Genomic DNA, 19,215 nt, shown 5'->3' on the forward strand with positions numbered 1-19,215 from the left:
GTTGTCCAGGTCTTGGCGCATCGCCAAGACCGCTCACACCCTGTTCGGTGTAACGATTACGGCACTTGAATACCGTGGCCGTCGTGGTTCGCAGTTGCTCCGCAAGGACTTTGGGTGGTTCACCGGAATTCAGCGCCAAAACGATTCGTGGTCGCAGAACAAGATTCTGACTCAGCGTGCTTGTTCGCAACCAGCTTTCCACCTCGAGTTGATCGTTTACCGTAAGATTAAAGGGTGCTGCTTTCCGGGCCAAAACACAGTCTCCGAGCTCGTAAATAATAGCTCGAATTATAGCGCACTTCCGCTTAGGAATTAACCAGACGGAACACTAGGGCATCCCGATGCTTCAACAAGTCGTCGGCTCGATTGAGCAGAAATTCGGCGTGCTGGAACAGTTGCCGAAGAATGTCATCAGGAATGATGTCAGTCTTGGCCTTGTTTGATCTCTTATGTCCGGACAGCGCGATAGCCGAGCTTTCGGGCCATGGATGCTCAAATCCGTGGGAGGTATCGCGCAGTAATTTCCAGCTTCGTTCCACAGTCGACAAGCGATTCCACTTCGTCATGCTGCTAATTTGTTTCCCCGGCTTATGCGGCGGGGTCAAACGCTGGACGTATTGAACGTAGCGGACCGCTACGAGAGGCGTGACCTGCGCCAGACCGGAGATCCCCTGGTCGTGCAACCAGTTCAGCCAGAGCACCAGATTCTGGAAAATAGTGAAGACCGAGGCATTGCTCAGCGCCTTTTCGCCCCAGATTGTTCGGCCCATGAGGATTTTGGCTTCGGATCTCAGTTGATCGCCTTTGATCCGGGTAAAATCCATCCTCCGCTCGCAATCCCTCCGGTTTCCAGTGCTCTTGGCTCTGGGCAACCACCACTCCGGGTCTTCATACCGGGAAAGCGCATATAACACCCCATCGGCCCGGTCCGTGGTGATGATACCGTGAAGTCCTTCACCCTGGGGCAAAGCCCGCAGCAAACGTTCACGGTCGGCCAGCACCTCTGCGCCGGTAATCTTGCTCATACCGCCATCCTCGCCATGCTCAGGTCTCGCCAGAACGGGTGCGGCTGGTGTTTCGCTCTCTCGCGCTGTTCATTCACGAGCGCTTGACCAAAGTGAGGCGCAATCTCTTCATCGATCAGTCGAATCACTTGCTTGAGGTACTTGGTCCAGCGTTTGCCGCCGAAGGTGTCGTAATTGCGCAGGGCGGCCCAGTAGAAGCTGAACAGGCGATAGAGGTCATCGCCGGTCACCACGAAGCTCTTACATCGGAAGCAGCCGAGGTAGTCCTGACAGGGCTCGCCGTTTTTCGGGGCGCGCTGCCCGCGACGGACATCCTTGCACGACGAAACGGGTGTTCGGTCACTGGCGATAATATTCGGCTGGCTAAGAAGCTCCTGAACACGCGCCTCGCCTAAAAACCGCATGTCGGTTTCCGCTTCCGGTGGTGCTTCCCAGTAGTGGGCATTGCCCGTTGAGACGGCATGTCGGCCTGTTCTGGCCGCCACCAAGGGGTCCTGCCCCGACATTTCCCACACACGATTCAAGAGCGTCTGGCGCAGCCGGCTGACATTCAATGTGAGCGGTTTACCATCGTCCGTTTTAAGCTGGTGCTGGTCAACAAATGCGTTGATGCTGTAATTCAATATGGAGTTCGTCAGTCGGCATGCTTTGCCCACGAACTTGCTACGAGTTCCCTCGTAGACCAGCAGCCGATTTGAGTCATCGAACTGGGCGCGTGTCGTAGCGTTCCTCGCAACGATCAGATCAATGGCATCAGCGGCATAGAGATGGATACTGGCCATCTCTGACACTTCCTCAGACTTTCTCAGTGCGACAACTTGCGTGGCGTTACCACGACGTTTAAAGCTCACTAACAGCCGCAGGTTGGATTTGAGCGGGTGAGGCTGTACGCAGTCTGTGGTCAGCTCCAGGATGGGCGTCAGGTTCATTCCGGTCGACAGCGCAATGGACAAGACGCATACGGCCAAGTCATAGCGACCCAGTGGCTCCGAGTGAGCCACAATACGCTCCATGTCTTTTCGCAGCGCTTTGATCAAAAACCGCTTTTCATTCTTGCTAAGCGCCCTCTGGCCCTTAGTTCGCCTGTTAGAACTCGGAAACGGACTGGCAGGCCAGACCGTTTTCATATCCACTTCTGGCCAGAACCCGAACCGATGGCATGCCACAAGCAGAGATTTGGTATGAGAGAAGTAGTTTTTCTGCGCGCCGTATTTGAGGGGCTCGTTTCTCAAGTACTGGAGGAATTGTTTGATGCTGTCGGCGTCGAGATCGGCCATGGTAAGGCGCTCACCACTAGCGGCGTGGAGTAACGACAGGAAGGGCGCAAAGTTACGAAAGCCATCTTTCCAGTAACTCGCAATCGTGCTCGGGCTGAGAGACTTTCCATTGGTTTTGACGCTTTCTGCGACCAGCCTTTCGATTGTGCGTTGGCAGGCAGCGGTGATGTTGTCATAGCCCTGGCCGTAAAATGGCCCGAAGTCCGCATTTCTGGCGCTTGTTGCGTTTTCGGGAAACGCAACGACGGTGTTCGCCGGTTTTGAAACACGCGCCTGATCAACGGTGGTGATTGTCCCCTCGATTGCAGTCTCGCCACACTCCTGAACACCAACCTCATGCCTCTCTAGCGTGAAATCCTTTTTCATGCGCAGGCCGCCTCCTTCGCCGTTTCTTCAATTTCTCTCTGATAGCTTGTGCGCAAATCGTCTTCGATGTCGTCGAGGAAATGCAGGTATTTTTCCGTAGTCGTGATGCTGCTGTGGCCGAGGCGATCTCGGACATAGATCAACGGATTGAACGTGGTGCTCTTCCGTGACATCAGTGATTTCAACGTGTGCGTCGCGTATGTATGACGAAGGATGTGGGGATGGCAGGCGAACGACAGCTTCAATCGGTTCAGTTGATTGTTGAGCGAGGTTCGAATGCTCCAGGGGTTGCCCTTGGCGGTTACAAAGAGGGCTTTTGGGTCTGTCCCGTGTTTGCGGATCGTTTCGTGACGCTCGTGGATCACGTAATCCCAGAGATCCGTCATCAATGATATCGGCACATGGATCGTCCGTGGTTTGTCTCCCTTGGTGCTCATCTCTTGGGGATCAAGCTCAACCACCACATGACTTCGAGCCGAGATCGACCGGGGTGCAGATATGTAGTGAACTGGAATTGTCAGCAGCTCTTCTTTACGCAAACCCGTTAGCAACGCCAACCGAACGATCAATCGGAGAGTTTTGTTCTTGATGGTTTTCAGCAGCTCATCGACCTGCTCTTTGTTGAGGACTTTGATCTTGGTTGGCGTGGTTTTCAGCAGTACATCAGGCTTTACGGCATACCCCCCGGACGTGTCTGTGTGTGCCAGGAAACCCTTTGTCTGTCTGACTCTCACCGTTTCAAGGTCATACGGCAACGTGCTTACCCAACCTTGTTTGAGGGCAAACTGATAAAACTTGATCACCAGGTGAAGTCGTCGGTTTACCGTGGAGGCGCTAAGGTTAAATCGATCAAAAGAAACGTCGCGATACAGGGCTAACAGGGTTTCGTGATTTCGGTGATCAAGCTCTCTCCAATCAAACCCATTGGCTTCAATGAACTCGAAATAATCACACAGATCCCTTCCAAACGTTTCCCAACTACGTCGGCTTTGCACACTTCCACGTTTTAAGCAGTGATGAACGAGAAATTCCATTCCTTCGACAAACACATCATGATTGGATTTGAGAAGAATCGGGAACCCTTCATAGGAGTGGCCCCTGATTCCAAACTCTGGTGTAGCAAGAAGGAACTCCACCCTCGGATCTCCAATACTGTATTTTTGTTCAGTATAAAGGGGTGGTTTAAGACTGCAACAGGAGAGTTACATTATTTGTGGTACAAAACATGGTCTATCTTTCCTGCTGACAGCCCGGCATCATCTGGCGGGAGCTGGGTACATTGAACGTGGCGGGAGTATACCATTCTGACCCGGGTAAAGGAGACACCCCGTAACGGGGACAAAGGTGTGACAGAGAGCGAGTTCTTCGTTCCGGACCTGTGCCGGGTGCGGGCCGTGTTCCTGTTGCTGGTCACCAGTGAACTGCTGGTTCTGGTGCTCGCCATCGTGCAGGCGGAGCGGGGCTGGATCGACTGGAATTACTTCGGGCTGTTGTCGCTGTTCGTGCAGTGGACCACCCTCACCAGTGCCGCCCTGATCTGCCTTTTGCGCACCCGGCTTGCACGGATGTCCGTCTCCGGTGCGACAACCACCATCGTCGCCATTGTGCTGCTGGATGTGCTCGCCTTCAGCCTGTTCGCCGACAGCGTACTGCACCCCCAGGACGGCGTGGCTGTCTGGCAGGGCGTGGCCAAGAAGATGCTGCTGGCGTTGCTGATCGTGCTCATGGTGCTGCGCTATTTTTACCTGCAGCACCAGTGGCAACAGCAGCGTGAAGCGGAAATGCAGGCGCATCTGGCATCACTGCAGGCCCGCATTCAGCCACACTTCCTGTTCAACAGCATGAACACCATTGCCAGCCTGATTGCCATCAATCCGGAACGGGCCGAAGAAGCCGTTCTGGATCTTTCGGAACTGTTTCGCGCCAGCCTTCGCACCGGCGACCAGCTGATTCCGCTATCGAGGGAACTGGCTTTGTGCCAGCGTTACCTGGCCATCGAAGCACTGCGCCTGGGCGACCGCCTGAAACTGGAATGGCAGATTGAAGAAGGCCTGGAGCACCAGGCCATTCCCCCGCTCACACTGCAGCCATTGGTGGAAAACGCCATCTACCATGGTATCCAGCCGCGCCCGGACGGTGGCACCGTCAGGATTGAAGCCCAGGCCAAAGGCGAATTTGTCTACCTGCTGGTACAGAATCCAAAGCCGGACCAGAATAAGCAGCAACATGACGGCAACCGAATGGCGCTGGCCAACATTCAGTCACGGCTACGGGCGCTTTTCGGTGAGCCGGCGGTGCTCAAACACAGCCACCAGCACGATGTGTACACGGTTACCCTGCGACTGCCGCGACGGAAGGCCGGCGAGCAGAGAGCCCGAAAACAATAAACCCCTGACCAACGGAACCGAGACAAGACATGACTGATACCCGCAGCGTCCTGATCGCCGATGACGAACCCCTGGCCCGGGAACGCATCCGCCGGTTGGTGGAGGCGGTTCCGGGGTATCGGGTCTGTGGCGAAGCTGCAGACGGCGACAGTTGCTTGAAACAGGTGGCGGAACTGGAGCCAGACATACTGTTGCTGGATATCCGGATGCCGGGCATGGACGGCATGGAGGCCGCCAGCAGACTTAGCCAACTGGCCAATCCACCGGCGCTGATCTTCTGCACGGCCTACGACCACTACGCTATCCAGGCATTCGACGTGCAGGCCATCGCCTACCTGCTCAAACCGGTTCGCAAAGAGGCCTTGGCGGAGGCCCTGGCCCGGGCCGGCAGGGTCAACCGGGTACAGTTGCAGGCACTCAACGGCCAGGCTGCCCACAGCCAGGAACAGTTGGCGGTGCGCACGCACCGCGGCACCGAGCTGATCGATCTGTCGGAAATCCTCTACTGCGAGGCAGATCAAAAATACGTCACCATCCATCACGCCCGGGGCGAAACCGTGTGTGACTACACGCTGAAGGAACTGGAAAACAGCTACCCGAGCACCCTGCTCAGGATCCACCGGAACACCCTGGTGGGGGTTCGCTTTATCCAGGCACTGAGACGGACGCCGGATGGCCACAATCTGGTCGCCCTGAGGGAAGGCCGGGGCGAACTGCCGGTCAGTCGCCGCCATGCCAGCAATGTCCGCCAGTGGCTTCAGGAACATCAGCCGGGCTGAATCAGCAGCGCGCCTGAGGCGGGAGCTGCGGGACTTTTCTGCCGCTACAAGGTAACCTTGGCGGACATTTTTCCGAACCGACAGTGAGTGTCATGTCCAAACGTACCCTTCGCATTGCAACCCGCAGCAGCGCCCTTGCGCTGTGGCAGGCGGAATTCATTAAGGCCGAGCTGGAAAGGCTGCACGACAACATCACCGTGGAACTGGTCAAGATAAAGACCCAGGGTGACAAGATCCTGGACGTGCCTCTGGCCAAAATCGGCGGCAAGGGCCTGTTCGTCAAGGAACTGGAAGAAGCCATGCTGGACGGCCGCGCAGACCTGGCCGTCCACTCCATGAAAGACGTGCCCATGGAATTCCCGGAAGGACTGGGGCTGGTGGCGATCTGCGAGCGGGAAGACCCGACCGATGCCTTCGTAAGCAACCACTATGACAACGTTGACGCCCTGCCCCACGGCGCCGTGGTTGGCACTGCGAGCCTGCGCCGGGAGGCCCAGCTGCGGGCCTACCGCCCGGACCTGGAAATTCGCGTGCTGCGGGGCAACGTCAACACCCGGCTGGCCAAGCTGGATGCCGGCGAATACGAAGCGATTGTACTGGCCAGCTCCGGGCTCAAGCGCCTGGGCTTTCACGAGCGCATCCGCTACTGCCTGCCCGACACGTTGTCGCTGCCGGCGGTCGGCCAGGGCGCCCTGGGCATTGAATGCCGGGTCGATGACCAGGATCTGCTAGCCATGCTTGAACCCCTGAAGCACAAAGACACCTGGGATCGCGTCACTGCCGAACGGGCTCTGAACCGTCGACTGGAGGGTGGTTGTCAGGTGCCAATCGCGGCGTACGCGCTTCTTGAAGACGACGATACAATCTGGCTGCGGGGCCTGGTGGGCGCAGTTGATGGCACCCAGATTTTCCGGGTCGAAGGCCGCGCGCCACGGGCCGAAGGCGAACGTCTGGGCCGGGAACTGGCCGAGGATCTGCTGGCTCTCGGAGCCGACAAGGTGCTGGCTGAAATCTATGGCCACACACCAACCTGATCCCGACCTGAACGGCCGGCGGATTCTGATCTGCCGGCCCGAACCCGAGGCATCGCGCCTGGCCAGCCGGTTTCGTGCAGCCGGTGCCGATGTACATATCCTGCCACTGATTGACCGGGAACCTCTGCCGGAAACGCCCGAGCGCCGCACACTCATTCTGAGCCTTGATGAATTTTCCCATGTGATCGCGGTCAGCCCGTTTGCCGCCCGACTGCTGCTGGAAGAGGTGGACACCTGGTGGCCCCAGGTTCCCATGGGCATCCGCTGGTATGGCGTTGGTGCCGGCACCGCATCCGTGCTTGCGGAACACGGTCTCAGCCCGCGGCGGCCGCCCGAGGGCTGGACCAGCGAGGCACTGCTGGCATTGCCGTCACTGCAAAACCTCCAGCATGAGCGGGTTCTGCTCGCTCGCGGGGAAACCGGACGCGAACTGATCCGCGAAACCCTTGAAGCCAGGGGCGCCCGCGTAACCCTGCTGCCCCTGTACCGCCGCTTTCGCCCTGACCACACGCCGGAGCGGATCCGGGCCACCCTCGATACCTTTGCTCCGGAGGCCATCGTCGCCCTGTCGGGCGAAACCTTGAACAATCTCATCGCACTATGTGCGAATAGCGGCCATAATCTATACGATAGGTTATTGATTGTTCCCGCAGATCGGGTTGCCGAACAGGCCCGGGCAGCGGGATTCCGAAATCCGTGTATACCAGGAAGCCTTGCCGATAACGACATCGTGGCCACGGTTGCAGCGCAACTTGCCGGCCGGGACGGTGGCTCCGGAAAAGCCAAGTAAGGACGCCCGTGACAGAGACAACGAATCAACTGCCCGCAACCGTTTCCAAGGAACCGCCTGCTCGCCAGAAACTCTGGCCGGTATGGCTGGTTGCCATTCTCGCCCTCATCATCGCAATCGCCCTGGCGCTCTGGAGCTGGCAACAGTGGAACAATCACCAGGCTGTCATGCAGACACTCCAGAGTCTGAAGCAGGACACCGCCCAGCTTGAAGATCTCTATGGCGACCGCGGCAGCCAGCAAAGCCAGCGCCTGCAGTCCCTCGAAGAGAAACTGGCGAGCCAGCGGGAACTTATTGCCACCCAGCAGCGCCAGATCGACCACAATGCCCGTGAACTGCTGGAAGCCGGAAACCGCACACGCACGGACTGGCTGCTGGCCGAGGCGGAATACCTTCTGCGCATTGCCAATCAGCGGTTGATGATCGAAAAAGACATCCGCGGAGCCATGTCGGCCCTGGAAGCGGCAGACGAAGTGCTGACTGAATCCGACGACATCGGTGTCTACCCGGTTCGCCAGCAACTGGCTCGCGAAATCCTCGCACTCAAGGGCCTGACCGGCGTTGACCGCACCGGACTCTACCTGACACTGGAAGCGGCCATCAACAGCATTCACCAGCTTACCGACCAGGCCCTGATCAGTGAGAACGCGCCCGGCTTTGTGGTCAGCGCTGCGGAAGGAGAAAGCGCTGGAACCGGCGAAGAACCCGGCGCTGTGGTACAGGCCTGGAACAAGGTGAAAGCAACACTGATGCAGGTGGTGGTTGTGCGCCGCATGGACGAACCGGTCAAGCCGCTGCTCTCTCCCGACCAGAGCGCCTATGCCCGACTGAACCTCCAACTGATGCTGGAAGAGGCAGAGATGGCGGTATTGCGGGGCAACCAGCCGCTGTATGAGCGCGCCCTTACCAAGGCCCGAACCACCATTGACGACTGGTACAACGCAAGCAATCCCCGGGTCACCGCCCTGAGTGACACCCTGGCTGAGCTGGCCGGCAAGAACGTGGACCCGGAGCTGCCGGATATCAGTCAGTCCCTGGACCTGCTCAAGGAGCGGCTGGCCGGACGCCTAAATGCCAACAATGATAATGGCGAGGACAACGCCGACGGCGGTAATGGAGGCGATGATTCATGATTCGCCTGTTACTGATCGTTCTGCTGGCGCTGCTGATTGGCACCGGCCTTTCCCTCGGATTGCAATATGATCTGGGCTACATCCGGATCAGCCTTGGCCATTACCTGATCGAAACCAACTTCTGGGTGGGGCTGGGCCTGATCGTGGCCCTGATCGTGCTGACTGTCCTGACCATCAACCTTATCCGCCGACTCAGAACCAGCACCGGCCTGGTGGCGGGCTGGATTGCCCGCGGCAATGAACGCCGGGCCCGACGCCGGACCACCCAGGGTTTGCTGGCGCTGGCCGAAGGCAACTGGCCCAGGGCCCGCAAACTGCTGACATCCTCCGCCAGCCATGCCGACACGCCCCTGATCAATTATCTTGCCGCCGCCCAAGCATCGTTCGAAACCGGTGATCACGAGGCCGTGGATGATCTGCTGCGCAAGGCCTTCGACAGCACCCCCGGTTCTGACATGGCCGTCGGTATTACCCAGGCCCAGCTGCAACTGGCAGGCAACCGCCTTGAACAGGCCCTGGCCACGCTGGTTCGCCTTCGCAAACAGTCGCCCCATCACCCCTTTGTGCTGAAACTGCTCAAAAACACCTATCTGCGCCTGGAAGACTGGCGCGAACTGTCCAGGTTATTGCCTGAACTTCGCAAACGCAGCGTGCTCTCGGAAGCGGAACTCAATGATCTGGAACGCCAGGTCTGGCATAACCTGCTGGAGCGTGCCGCGGAAGATTGCCGGCGCCAGCAGAAACAGGATCCCGATGCATCCCTGGAACCGCTGACCAGGCTCTGGGACGAATTGCCGGGCTTCCTGCGTCGCGACGAATACACCATAAGGGACTACGCCCGCCTGCTTGCCAGCCTTGGCGACGAGGTACAGACCGAAACCCTGTTGCGCAAGGTGCTGCGCAACCACTGGAGCGATGAGCTGATCAATCTGTACGGGCGGGTGAAGGGCCAGAAACCGGATGAACAGTTGTTACTGGCCGAACAATGGCTGAAAGACCGGCCCAACAACCCCGAGCTTCTGCTGGCCCTGGGCCGGCTGAGCCTTCGCAACGAACTCTGGGGCAAGGCCCGTGAATATTTCGAGACCAGCCTGCGGCTGAAGCGGAGCCGGGAGGCACTGGCAGAGCTAAGCCGCCTGAATGCCCACATGGGCGAGGAAGAAGCCAGCGTCAAATTGCTGATGCAGGGGCTGGCCAAGGATAACGGGCTGCCGGAACTGCCAATGCCGAGGGCTTAGCGCCAAGGTGTAATGAAAAAGGGCCAGATGAACGTCTCATCTGGCCCTTTTTTTATTCTACTACACAGGCTGCTTCACGAACGGGGGGCGTACTCCAGCACGTCAGAAAAGAACGCCTCTTCGGGCAGGCCCGCATCTACCAGAGCATCCATCAGTGTGTACACCATGGTGGGCGAACCGCTGGCATGGACCTCCACATTCTTCCAGTCCATACCGGATGCAAGCACCGCGCGAACCAGCTGGTCGTGATGGCCAGCCCAGTCATTATCCTCGTCATCTCCCACCACCGGCAGGAACGTGAAGCGGGGCCACTCGTCCTGCCACTGCTGTGCCAGGGCGCGAAGATACATGTCCTCGTGTCGACGAACTCCCCAGTACAGCTTGACCGGTTGGTCGTAGGACGTTTCCCGGAGGTAATCCACCAGGCTCTTCATCTGGGCAAAGCCGGTGCCGGCAGCCACCAGCAACAGCGGCCTGGTCGGCACTGACGCCAGGCAGGCTTTGCCATGGGGCAGCTCCACGGTTACCTCGCCACCGGACGTCAGGGCATCAATCACCTTCTGCGCGGACACCCACTCGGGGGTCGCCTGGATATGCAGCTCGATATTCTGGTCCGATGGACTGCTGGCGATGGAAAAGTAACAGGGGTCAGCATCAGGCAGATTGACCGACAGATATTGCCCGGCATGAAACGACAGCTCCCGACGCCGCGGAAGCTGTAGCTCAACGCGATAGACATCGTGACTGATCGACCTTACGTCCACGACTTTTGCCTGAAACTTGCCAGGCTGATTGTTTCCAGCTGCCATAACGGCGGATATCTCCAGTTCCAGATCCGTGAGCGCGATGCTACGGCACATCATCAAGCGCTCACCGATCTTTATAGTCTGTTGGTTTCGGGTATTAAGCGCGGCGCCCTTCAGTAACCGGGCCTCGCAGATTTCACATACCCCGTTGCGACAGGCTGCCGGCACAGCTACGCCAGCCCGCGCGGCAGCGCCGAGCAAGTCTGCCTCCGACGCCGCAATGAAGGCGATACCAGAGGGCCAAAGCCGCACCGCCCGATGTTCACTGCCCATATCAGTCGGGGCGCGATGCCGGACTTTCAATACCCAGGGTATCCCACAGCTCGTCGACGCGTTTTTTCACATCTTCGGTCATGGCGATCGGCTCACCCCACTCCCGGGTGGTCTCACCCGGCCACTTGTTGGTGGCATCCATCCCCATTTTGGAACCCAGGCCGGATACCGGCGAGGCAAAGTCCAGGTAATCGATGGGCGTATTCTCCACCAGCGTGGTATCCCGGGTTGGATCCATCCGGGTAGTGATCGCCCAGATCACGTCTTCCCAGTTACGGGCATTCACGTCGTCATCCGTGACAATCACAAATTTGGTGTACATGAACTGCCGAAGAAACGACCATACCCCCATCATCACCCGTTTGGCATGGCCGGGGTACTGTTTCTTCATGGTCACCACTGCAAGGCGATAGGAACAGCCTTCCGGTGGCAGGTAAAAATCCACGATCTCCGGGAACTGCTTCTGCAGAATCGGAATAAAGACCTCGTTCAGGGCCACCCCGAGAATCGCCGGCTCATCAGGCGGGCGACCGGTATAGGTACTGTGATAGATCGGATCCCGGCGATGAGTGACCCGTTCTACGGTGAATACCGGGAAGTGGTCCACTTCGTTGTAGTAACCGGTGTGATCACCGAACGGTCCTTCCGGCGCCATGTCATCCGGGTAGATGAAACCTTCCAGCACGATTTCGGCGCTTGCCGGCACCTGCAGATCGCTCAGCCCCGCCTTGACCAGCTCGGTCCGGCTGCCGCGAAGCAGCCCGGCAAAGGCGTATTCCGACAGCGTATCCGGCACCGGCGTCACCGCCCCCAGAATGGTCGCCGGATCGGCACCGAGGGCCACAGCCACCGGATAGGGTTGGCCGGGATTGCTCTTCTGGAACTCCTGGAAATCCAGGGCACCACCGCGATGACTCAGCCAGCGCATGATCAGACGGTTGCGACCGATGACCTGCTGCCGGTAGATGCCCAGGTTCTGGCGTTCTTTATGGGGCCCACGGGTAATCACCAGTGGCCAGGTCACCAGCGGCCCGGCATCGCCAGGCCAGCAATGCTGCACCGGAATCTGATACAGGTCCACCTGATCCTTTTCGATCACGACATCCTGGCAGGGCGCGGAACGCAGTACCTTGGGGCTCATGCGCATCACCTGCCGGAACAGCGGCAGTTTTTCGATGGCATCGCGGAAACCCTTGGGGGGATCCGGTTCCTTGAGAAACGCGAGGAGCTTACCGATGTCCCGAAGCGCCGTGACGTTATCCTGCCCCATGCCCAACGCTACCCGCTTCGGTGTCCCGAACAGGTTGGCCAGCACCGGCATGTCATAGCCCTTGGGGTTTTCAAACAACAACGCAGGACCACCTGCCCGCAATGTACGGTCGCAGATTTCGGTCATTTCCAGATGGGGGTCGACTTCAACGCTGATGCGTTTCAGCTCACCCAGCTTCTCCAGCTGGTCAATGAAGTCTCGCAGGTCGTTGTATTTCATCGGTTACTCCGTTCAGATATGCCAGTACTACGGAGATCGGTGGTCGCTGGACTGCTTTAAAGCAGTTGGAACAAACTGCGCGCACGTGGCATGAACGGCGGAGCCGGGGAGAACCTCCCCGGACCGTGCATTGCCAGGGATGGCAATGCCGAGCCCCCAGGGATGGGTTCACGGCGTGTCCGGGGAGGTTCTCCCCGGCTCTGCCCGCCCCCAAAACCAGAGGCGCTAGTCCTAGCTAGGAAGAGATCAACGACGCTTCATGGACTGGAAGAACTCGTCGTTGGTCTTGGTGTCCTTGAGCTTGTCCAGCAGGAACTCGATGGCGGCGGTATCGTCGTCCATAGAATGCAGGAGCTTGCGCAGGATCCAGACCCGCTGGATGTCGGCTTCACTCATCAGCAGATCCTCACGACGGGTGCCGGAGCTGCGGATATTGATCGCCGGATAGGTTCGCTTCTCGGCAATCTTGCGATCCAGATGGATCTCCATGTTGCCGGTGCCCTTGAACTCCTCGTAGATAACCTCGTCCATCTTGGAACCAGTGTTGACCAGCGCCGTGGCAAGGATGGTCAGGCTTCCACCTTCTTCCACGTTACGGGCGGCACCGAAGAAGCGCTTGGGTTTTTCCAGGGCATGGGCGTCAACACCACCGGTCAGGACCTTGCCGGAGGACGGGATCACCGTGTTGTAGGCACGAGCCAGACGGGTGATGGAATCCAGCAGGATGACCACGTCCTTCTTGTGCTCTACCAGACGCTTGGCCTTTTCAATCACCATTTCAGCAACCTGCACGTGGCGGGCCGGCGGCTCGTCAAACGTGGAGGCGATGACCTCGCCGCGCACGGTGCGCTGCATCTCGGTCACTTCCTCTGGCCGCTCGTCAATCAGCAGTACCATGACATGGCACTCTGGATTGTTGCGGGTGATGGACTGGGCGATGCTCTGCATCAGCAGTGTCTTACCGGCCTTGGGCGGGGAAACGATAAGCCCGCGCTGGCCTTTACCGATGGGCGCAACCAGGTCCAGGACCCGGGAGGAGAGATCCTCGGTACTGCCGTTACCGGCCTCGAGCATCAGGCGCTCGTCCGGGAACAGCGGCGTGAGGTTCTCGAAGAGAATCTTGTTTCGGGCGTTATCCGGCTTGTCGAAATTGATCTCGCTGACCTTCAACAAGGCAAAGTAGCGCTCACCATCTTTGGGCGGGCGAATCTTGCCTGCGACCGTGTCGCCCGTGCGCAGGTTAAACCGGCGGATCTGACTCGGAGAGACATAGATGTCGTCAGGCCCTGCCAGGTAGGAGGCGTCAGCGGAACGGAGGAAGCCGAAGCCGTCCTGCAGAATTTCCAGTACGCCGTCGCCGTAGATGTCTTCGCCGCTTTTTGCGTGCTTCTTCAGGATTGTGAAGATCACATCCTGTTTGCGCGAACGAGCCAGGTTATCGAGGCCCATCTCTTGCGCAATATCGAGCAATTCGGGCACGGATTTCTGCTTGAGTTCAGTAAGATTCATAGTTTGTTGGATTTTCAGGAATGGAAGTAAACGAGTATTGGAATGACAGGGGTGCCCCTGAACGTATTGATCGTAAAAAAACGCTGAACTTGGTGCTGGCCAGTTGGAGCAACCGGTGTAGATGGAGTCCGGAATTAAGGTACTGAAGCCAGAGAGTGGGAACAACCGTTCGCCGGGCAAGAGCGATCATCGGCCACCTGACTGGCAAATGTCAAGTGCACTGCACAAATTAACAGCAATTTCACGCCAAACCGGCCACAACCGGCCGCTGGCGCCTCCCCCTGATGGGTTACTCCCTTCCATTAAAAGCCCGTGATGGCGATACTGGCGTATAACAACTTTTCAACGATTATGGAGCCCATCCATGAGCAGTGTACCCAGTACCGAAATGAAACCCCTGAACGTTGCCCTGCTGACCGTCTCCGATACCCGTGGGCCTGAACAGGACACGTCCGGGCAATTTCTGGAGGACAGCGTGGTCGAAGCCGGCCACAACCTGGTCGCCCGCCGGATCCTGCCGGACGACGTCTATCTGGTGCGGGCCTTGTTGTCCGGCTGGATTGCCGATTCACAGGTGCACGCAGTGATCATTACCGGTGGCACCGGCCTGCTTGAACGAGATAGCACACCGGAGGCGGTAAGGCCTTTGCTCGACAAAACCATCGAAGGCTTTGGTGAGGAATTCCGCCGCCTGTCAGCCGCCGAAATCGGATCATCAACCGTGCAGTCACGGGCGATGGCGGGAATGGCAAACCACACGGTGATCTTCTGCCTGCCCGGATCGACCGGCGCCTGCCGCACCGGCTGGGAAGGCATTCTCCTCAGTCAGCTGGACAGCCGTCACACACCATGCAATTTCTCGGGGCTGGTCTTGCGCAAACCCGAGAAGCCCATGCAGCGACTCAACGAAGTCATTGGACAGCGCGCCAAGCGCTGAGGCAGAAGACATCCCGATCGGAGTTAAGACTTGATGGCCAAGCCAAACCTCACGCCCCTGGAAGATGCCCTGGACCACTTGTTGTCGGAAGCACCGGTGGTTGCGCAGATTGAAACCGTCGCACTGGCCGACTCCCTGGGCCGGGTACTTGCCGAAAACCACTATGTGCCGGCCGACGTGCCGCCGGCTGACAACAGTGCGGTGGACGGATACGCCCTGCGCAAACAGGATCTGCATGGAGACCGGCCAATACCGGTCTCGGCCCGGATTCCGGCCGGTGAAGCGCCGAAGCCCCTGGAACCCGGCACCGCTGCGCGCATTTTTACCGGCTCAGAGATTCCAGAGGGCGCCGACTCGGTGGTCATGCAGGAGCGGATTGAGGTGACGGAATCCGGCATTCTTGTACAGGCTGAAGTAGACGAAGGGCAGAACATTCGCCGCCGGGGGCAGGATCTCACCCGGGGCGATCTTGCTCTGGCAAAAGGTACACAGGTACGTCCCAATGAAATGGGAGTGCTGGCCTCCATGGGCGTTGCCAGGGTCGCCGTCCTGGCGCGGTTGAAAGTCGCGATCCTGTCAACGGGAGATGAGCTGGTGGACCCTGGCTTGCCGCTCGGCCCGGGCCAGATCTACAACAGCAACCGCTTCACCCTGATGGGGTTGCTCACCGAATCCGGTTGCGAGGTCGTTCTGTGCGAAACACTCAAGGACAAGCGCGAGGCGACCCGCGAAACACTGCGGCGTGCGGCCGAGGCCGCTGACCTGGTTATCACCAGCGGTGGCGTATCCGTGGGCGAAGAGGACCACGTGCGTGCAGTGCTGGAGGAGTCAGGCAGTCTGTCGCTCTGGAAGATGGCCATCAAGCCCGGGAAACCGGTGGCTTTTGGTGCCATCGGGGGGACCCCGGTGCTGGGACTGCCAGGCAACCCGGGGTCTGTGCTTGTCACTTTCCTGATGGTGGGCATGCCCTATATCCGGAAACGCCAGGGGCGCAACCCGAAACCTCTCTCGGGCGAGCGGATACCCGCAGACTTTACCATTGACTCGCCGTCGATACGCCGGGAGTTCGTCCGGGCCCGCAAGGAATCCCGGGGATCCGGGCCGGTGGTGGCCGCCTATCCCAACCAGAGCTCCGGCATCCTGAGCTCTACCTGTTGGGCCGACGGCCTGGCCGTGGTGCCTGAAAACAGCACCGTCAGCCCCGGCGACCTGCTAACCTACTACTCGTTTGCGGAACTGTTGAGCTGACCATGAGTGATAACACGATTACAGTGCGCTTCTTCGCCCGTCTGCGCGAAGACCTGAAAACCGACCAGCTGGCTATCGACGCCAGGCCTGGCCTCACAGCAGGCGATGTACTTGCAGAGCTGGCCAGCCAGGGCGGCCCCTGGGATCAGTTGCAGGGGGACCAGCCGGTTATGATTGCGATCAACCAGGCCATGGCGAAACCGGGCTCTGAGGTGAAAGCCGGCGACGAGCTTGCCTTTTTCCCGCCGGTCACCGGAGGTTGAGATGATTTCGGTCCAGTCTGACGATTTTGATGTAGCCGCTGAATATGCGGCGCTGCGTGACAGTGGTGTCGGCACCGGCGCCATTGCAACGTTTACCGGCCTGGTGCGGGACAGCGGTGACTTGCAGGGCGTTACCGGGCTTTACCTGGAACACTACCCCGGAATGACCGAACAGGTGATCCAGGGGCTCATTGATGACGCCTCGAAGCGCTGGGATGTGCGCAAGGCCCGGGTGATTCACCGGGTGGGCAGGCTGGCGCTGTGCGACCAGATTGTCTTCGTCGGGGTGTGCAGCGCCCACCGTGGGGACGCGTTCGCGGCCTGCGAGTTCATCATGGACGCCCTGAAGACATCCGCTCCGTTCTGGAAAAAGGAAATCACCTCAGACGGGGAGCACTGGGTGGAACAGAAAGAATCCGATCGGGCGCGCTCCGAGGACTGGAAGTAACTGGCCATAAAAAAACCGCCCGTGAGCCTGGGCTCAGGGGCGGTTTCTGGTGACCTGCCTGCAATCAGAGATTGCTGTCCAGGAAAGCCGCCAGCTGGGATTTGGAGAGCGCGCCGACTTTCGTGGCGTCCACGTTGCCGTTCTTGAACAGCATCAGGGTGGGGATACCGCGGATGTTGAACTTCGGCGGGGTCTGCTCGTTCTCGTCAATGTTGAGCTTGCAGACTTTCAGTTTGCCGTCGTATTCGTCGGCAATCTCTTCAAGCACCGGGGCAATCATCTTGCAGGGGCCGCACCACTCTGCCCAGTAGTCCACCAGAACGGGGACGTCGGACTGCAGTACATCCTGCTCAAAAGAAGCGTCGGTTACATTTACGATATTTCCGCTCATTACCTTTTCCTGATTCATGCACTACTGCTGCACATCGGCATGTCCCTTTCAGGGAATAACCTGCCGGGCACAGGTGCTGTTGACTGTCGCTGAAGGCTGTCCGGGTTATACGGACAACCTTTCACCCAAATCACGGTAAGACATACTTTACGCGATTGATCAGCCGGATGTGAAGCGGTAAGAACCGATCCAGGCCTGACCGTCGTCAAATGCGCGGTTTTCCGGTTACTGACAGGCCTGAGGGATTTCGCTTATAGTACCCCGCACGTTCATCTCAAAAGGATTCCGACCACGTGACGGCCGCATCCACCGCCGAAAACGCTGCCGCCTCATCCGAGGTACTCGCAGCCATCGACATGGGCTCGAACAGCTTCCACATGGTGGTTGCCAGACTAGTGCATGGGGAAATCCGGACCCTCGAGAAGATGGGAGAAAAGGTTCAGCTCGGAGCTGGGCTGGACCAATACAACCGGCTCACTGAAGACGCCCAGGAGCGGGCCCTCGCCTGCCTGGGACGCTTCGCTCAACGGCTCAAGGGCATGCCGCCAGAGGCGGTGCAGATTGTCGGCACCAACGCGCTTCGCGTGGCGCGCAATGCCCATCAGTTCATGGCCCGGGCCGAAGAAGCGCTGGGCTATCCGGTAGAGATCATTGCCGGCCGCGAGGAAGCACGCCTGATCTATCTGGGGGTTTCACATACCCTCTCCGACGACATCGGGCGTCGACTGGTTATCGATATTGGCGGTGGCAGCACCGAATTCATCATCGGCCAGCGGTTTGAACCCCAGGAGCTTGAAAGCCTGCACATGGGTTGCGTGTCGTTCCGTAACCGGTATTTCCCGGACGGCAAGATAACCAGGCGGCAGATGGACAAGGCAGTGACCCACGCAGAACAGGAACTGCTCAACATCCGCCAGCATTACCGCTCCGTGGGATGGCAAAGTGCGGTGGGCTCATCCGGCTCGATCAAAGCCATTGCCAGCGTATTGGCGACCCTGAAGATCACCGACGGCACCATTACCCTCGCCGCCATGCAGGAACTTCGCAAGCGGCTGGTGGACATGGGTAAAACAGAAAAACTGGGAGATCTGGGCGTACGCTCGGACCGCCAGAGCATATTCCCGGCCGGATTTGCCATCCTGATGGGGGCATTCCAGTCCCTTGGTATCAAGGACATGGCGTTCGCCGATGGTGCTCTGCGGGAAGGTCTGCTTTACGACATTGTCGGGCGAATCCAGCACGAGGATGTCCGTGAGCGAACCATTTCCGCGCTTCAGGAGCGTTACCACGTTGACCAGGCACATGGCGCTGCCGTTGAGGAAACGGCCGTGGCAGCATGGCGGCAGGTTGCCGACGCCTGGGCCCTGAACACCCCGGCAGATGAAGAAGTACTGCGCTGGGCCTGCCGACTGCATGAGATCGGCCTGACCATTTCCCATAGCCAGTACCATAAACACGGCGCCTATCTGTTGCGCTACTCGGATCTGCCCGGCTTCACCCAGCAGTTCCAGCGCGACCTGGCAACTCTCGTGCGCGGCCACCGGAGAAAATTCGCCTCGGCAATCTTCGAGGGCCTGGACCCGGAAGACATTGCCAGGCTGCGTTACCTCTGCGTGCTGGTGCGCCTGGCGGTTCTGATTCAACACCCACGCAACATGGAGCCGCCTCCGGCCTTCACCCTGACGGCACACAAGGACAAGTTGGTGCTGGAGTTTCCGTCAGGTTGGCTGGATGACAGGCCACTGACCCTGGCCGACCTGGAAAACGAACGGGACTATCTCGCCAAACAGGACTTTGTTCTGGAACTGAACGGCGGCTGAGC

At 58.9% G+C, this 19,215-nt stretch carries 19 protein-coding genes; 11 read left to right on the top strand and 8 right to left on the bottom strand.

Going from position 1 to position 19,215, the window contains the following annotated elements; genetic code table 11:
• From AC13DD_RS16495 to AC13DD_RS16510, 4 genes are all read right to left on the bottom strand, one after another.
• The coding region (locus tag AC13DD_RS16495) for a helix-turn-helix domain-containing protein (RefSeq protein ID WP_482931503.1) at positions 1-253 on the bottom strand (253 nt) is incomplete at its 3' end.
• A 52-nt stretch (positions 254-305) separates the two neighbouring features.
• Positions 306-1,025 carry a hypothetical protein gene (locus AC13DD_RS16500; RefSeq protein WP_482931504.1) on the bottom strand — a complete coding sequence of 240 codons (720 nt, stop codon included), beginning with the start codon at positions 1,023-1,025 and terminating at the stop codon, positions 306-308.
• On the bottom strand, positions 1,022-2,668 hold the full coding sequence (locus AC13DD_RS16505) for a phage integrase SAM-like domain-containing protein (RefSeq protein WP_008169877.1): 1,647 nt from the start codon (positions 2,666-2,668) through the stop codon (positions 1,022-1,024). Before AC13DD_RS16505 ends, AC13DD_RS16500 begins: the two co-directional genes overlap by 4 nt.
• On the bottom strand, positions 2,665-3,804 hold the full coding sequence (locus AC13DD_RS16510) for a tyrosine-type recombinase/integrase (protein ID WP_092033539.1): 1,140 nt from the start codon (positions 3,802-3,804) through the stop codon (positions 2,665-2,667). The genes AC13DD_RS16505 and AC13DD_RS16510 overlap by 4 nt, the downstream gene beginning before the upstream one ends.
• 210 nt (positions 3,805-4,014) lie before the next feature.
• Here AC13DD_RS16510 and AC13DD_RS16515 point away from each other — a divergent pair, with 210 nt between their 5' ends.
• The 6 genes from AC13DD_RS16515 (at position 4,015) to AC13DD_RS16540 (ending at position 10,029) form a co-directional block, all read left to right on the top strand.
• Complete coding sequence (locus AC13DD_RS16515; protein WP_053114162.1) at positions 4,015-5,055, top strand: sensor histidine kinase; 1,041 nt, start codon at positions 4,015-4,017, stop codon at positions 5,053-5,055.
• Positions 5,056-5,084: 29 nt separating this feature from the next.
• Entirely contained in the window at positions 5,085-5,834 is a 750-nt protein-coding gene (locus AC13DD_RS16520; RefSeq protein WP_014575852.1) for a LytR/AlgR family response regulator transcription factor, read from the top strand.
• A gap of 92 nt (positions 5,835-5,926) precedes the next feature.
• On the top strand, positions 5,927-6,868 hold the full coding sequence (hemC, locus tag AC13DD_RS16525) for a hydroxymethylbilane synthase (protein ID WP_014575851.1): 942 nt from the start codon (positions 5,927-5,929) through the stop codon (positions 6,866-6,868).
• A complete protein-coding gene (locus tag AC13DD_RS16530) occupies positions 6,849-7,658 on the top strand; it encodes a uroporphyrinogen-III synthase (RefSeq protein ID WP_053114160.1) in 810 nt (269 codons plus the stop codon). The genes hemC and AC13DD_RS16530 overlap by 20 nt, the downstream gene beginning before the upstream one ends.
• Before the next feature lie 8 nt (positions 7,659-7,666).
• Positions 7,667-8,791 (top strand): uroporphyrinogen-III C-methyltransferase, encoded by a 1,125-nt coding sequence (locus tag AC13DD_RS16535; RefSeq protein ID WP_482931505.1) that lies wholly within the window; start codon positions 7,667-7,669, stop codon positions 8,789-8,791.
• Positions 8,788-10,029 (top strand): heme biosynthesis HemY N-terminal domain-containing protein, encoded by a 1,242-nt coding sequence (locus AC13DD_RS16540; RefSeq protein WP_053114155.1) that lies wholly within the window; start codon positions 8,788-8,790, stop codon positions 10,027-10,029. Before AC13DD_RS16535 ends, AC13DD_RS16540 begins: the two co-directional genes overlap by 4 nt.
• A 74-nt stretch (positions 10,030-10,103) precedes the next feature.
• On the opposite strand, the gene AC13DD_RS16545 is transcribed toward AC13DD_RS16540, so the two are convergent.
• The 3 genes from AC13DD_RS16545 to rho form a co-directional block, all read right to left on the bottom strand.
• Positions 10,104-11,108, bottom strand: a complete 1,005-nt coding sequence (locus tag AC13DD_RS16545) for an FAD-binding oxidoreductase (RefSeq protein ID WP_053114153.1) — start codon at positions 11,106-11,108, stop codon at positions 10,104-10,106.
• A gap of 1 nt (position 11,109) precedes the next feature.
• Entirely contained in the window at positions 11,110-12,597 is a 1,488-nt protein-coding gene (ubiD, locus tag AC13DD_RS16550; RefSeq protein ID WP_062782888.1) for a 4-hydroxy-3-polyprenylbenzoate decarboxylase, read from the bottom strand.
• Between the two features lie 246 nt (positions 12,598-12,843).
• Positions 12,844-14,106 carry a transcription termination factor Rho gene (rho, locus tag AC13DD_RS16555; protein ID WP_008169890.1) on the bottom strand — a complete coding sequence of 421 codons (1,263 nt, stop codon included), beginning with the start codon at positions 14,104-14,106 and terminating at the stop codon, positions 12,844-12,846.
• 364 nt (positions 14,107-14,470) lie between these two features.
• On the opposite strand from rho, the gene moaB reads away from it, so the two are divergent.
• Genes moaB through AC13DD_RS16575 form a run of 4 tightly spaced genes read left to right on the top strand, consistent with a single transcriptional unit; the run spans position 14,471 to position 17,002 of the window.
• Positions 14,471-15,043 carry a molybdenum cofactor biosynthesis protein B gene (gene moaB, locus AC13DD_RS16560; RefSeq protein WP_008169892.1) on the top strand — a complete coding sequence of 191 codons (573 nt, stop codon included), beginning with the start codon at positions 14,471-14,473 and terminating at the stop codon, positions 15,041-15,043.
• 33 nt (positions 15,044-15,076) lie between these two features.
• Positions 15,077-16,291: a molybdopterin molybdotransferase MoeA gene (locus tag AC13DD_RS16565; protein WP_482931506.1), complete on the top strand. Its 1,215-nt coding sequence runs from the start codon at positions 15,077-15,079 to the stop codon at positions 16,289-16,291.
• 2 nt (positions 16,292-16,293) lie between these two features.
• Positions 16,294-16,554 (top strand): MoaD/ThiS family protein, encoded by a 261-nt coding sequence (locus AC13DD_RS16570; RefSeq protein ID WP_041644897.1) that lies wholly within the window; start codon positions 16,294-16,296, stop codon positions 16,552-16,554.
• Between the two features lies 1 nt (position 16,555).
• Positions 16,556-17,002, top strand: a complete 447-nt coding sequence (locus tag AC13DD_RS16575) for a molybdenum cofactor biosynthesis protein MoaE (protein WP_482931507.1) — start codon at positions 16,556-16,558, stop codon at positions 17,000-17,002.
• Between the two features lie 64 nt (positions 17,003-17,066).
• Here the strand turns inward: AC13DD_RS16575 and trxA are convergent, their stop codons facing one another.
• Positions 17,067-17,393, bottom strand: a complete 327-nt coding sequence (gene trxA, locus AC13DD_RS16580) for a thioredoxin TrxA (protein WP_008169901.1) — start codon at positions 17,391-17,393, stop codon at positions 17,067-17,069.
• 293 nt (positions 17,394-17,686) lie between these two features.
• Between trxA and ppx the strand changes: the two genes are divergently transcribed.
• The gene (ppx, locus tag AC13DD_RS16585; RefSeq protein ID WP_053114142.1) at positions 17,687-19,213 is read left to right on the top strand and encodes an exopolyphosphatase; all 1,527 of its coding nucleotides are present in this window, start codon (positions 17,687-17,689) and stop codon (positions 19,211-19,213) included.
• The last annotated feature ends 2 nt before the right edge of the window (positions 19,214-19,215 follow it).

The sequence above is a fragment of the Marinobacter sp. L-13 genome (assembly GCF_056857715.1).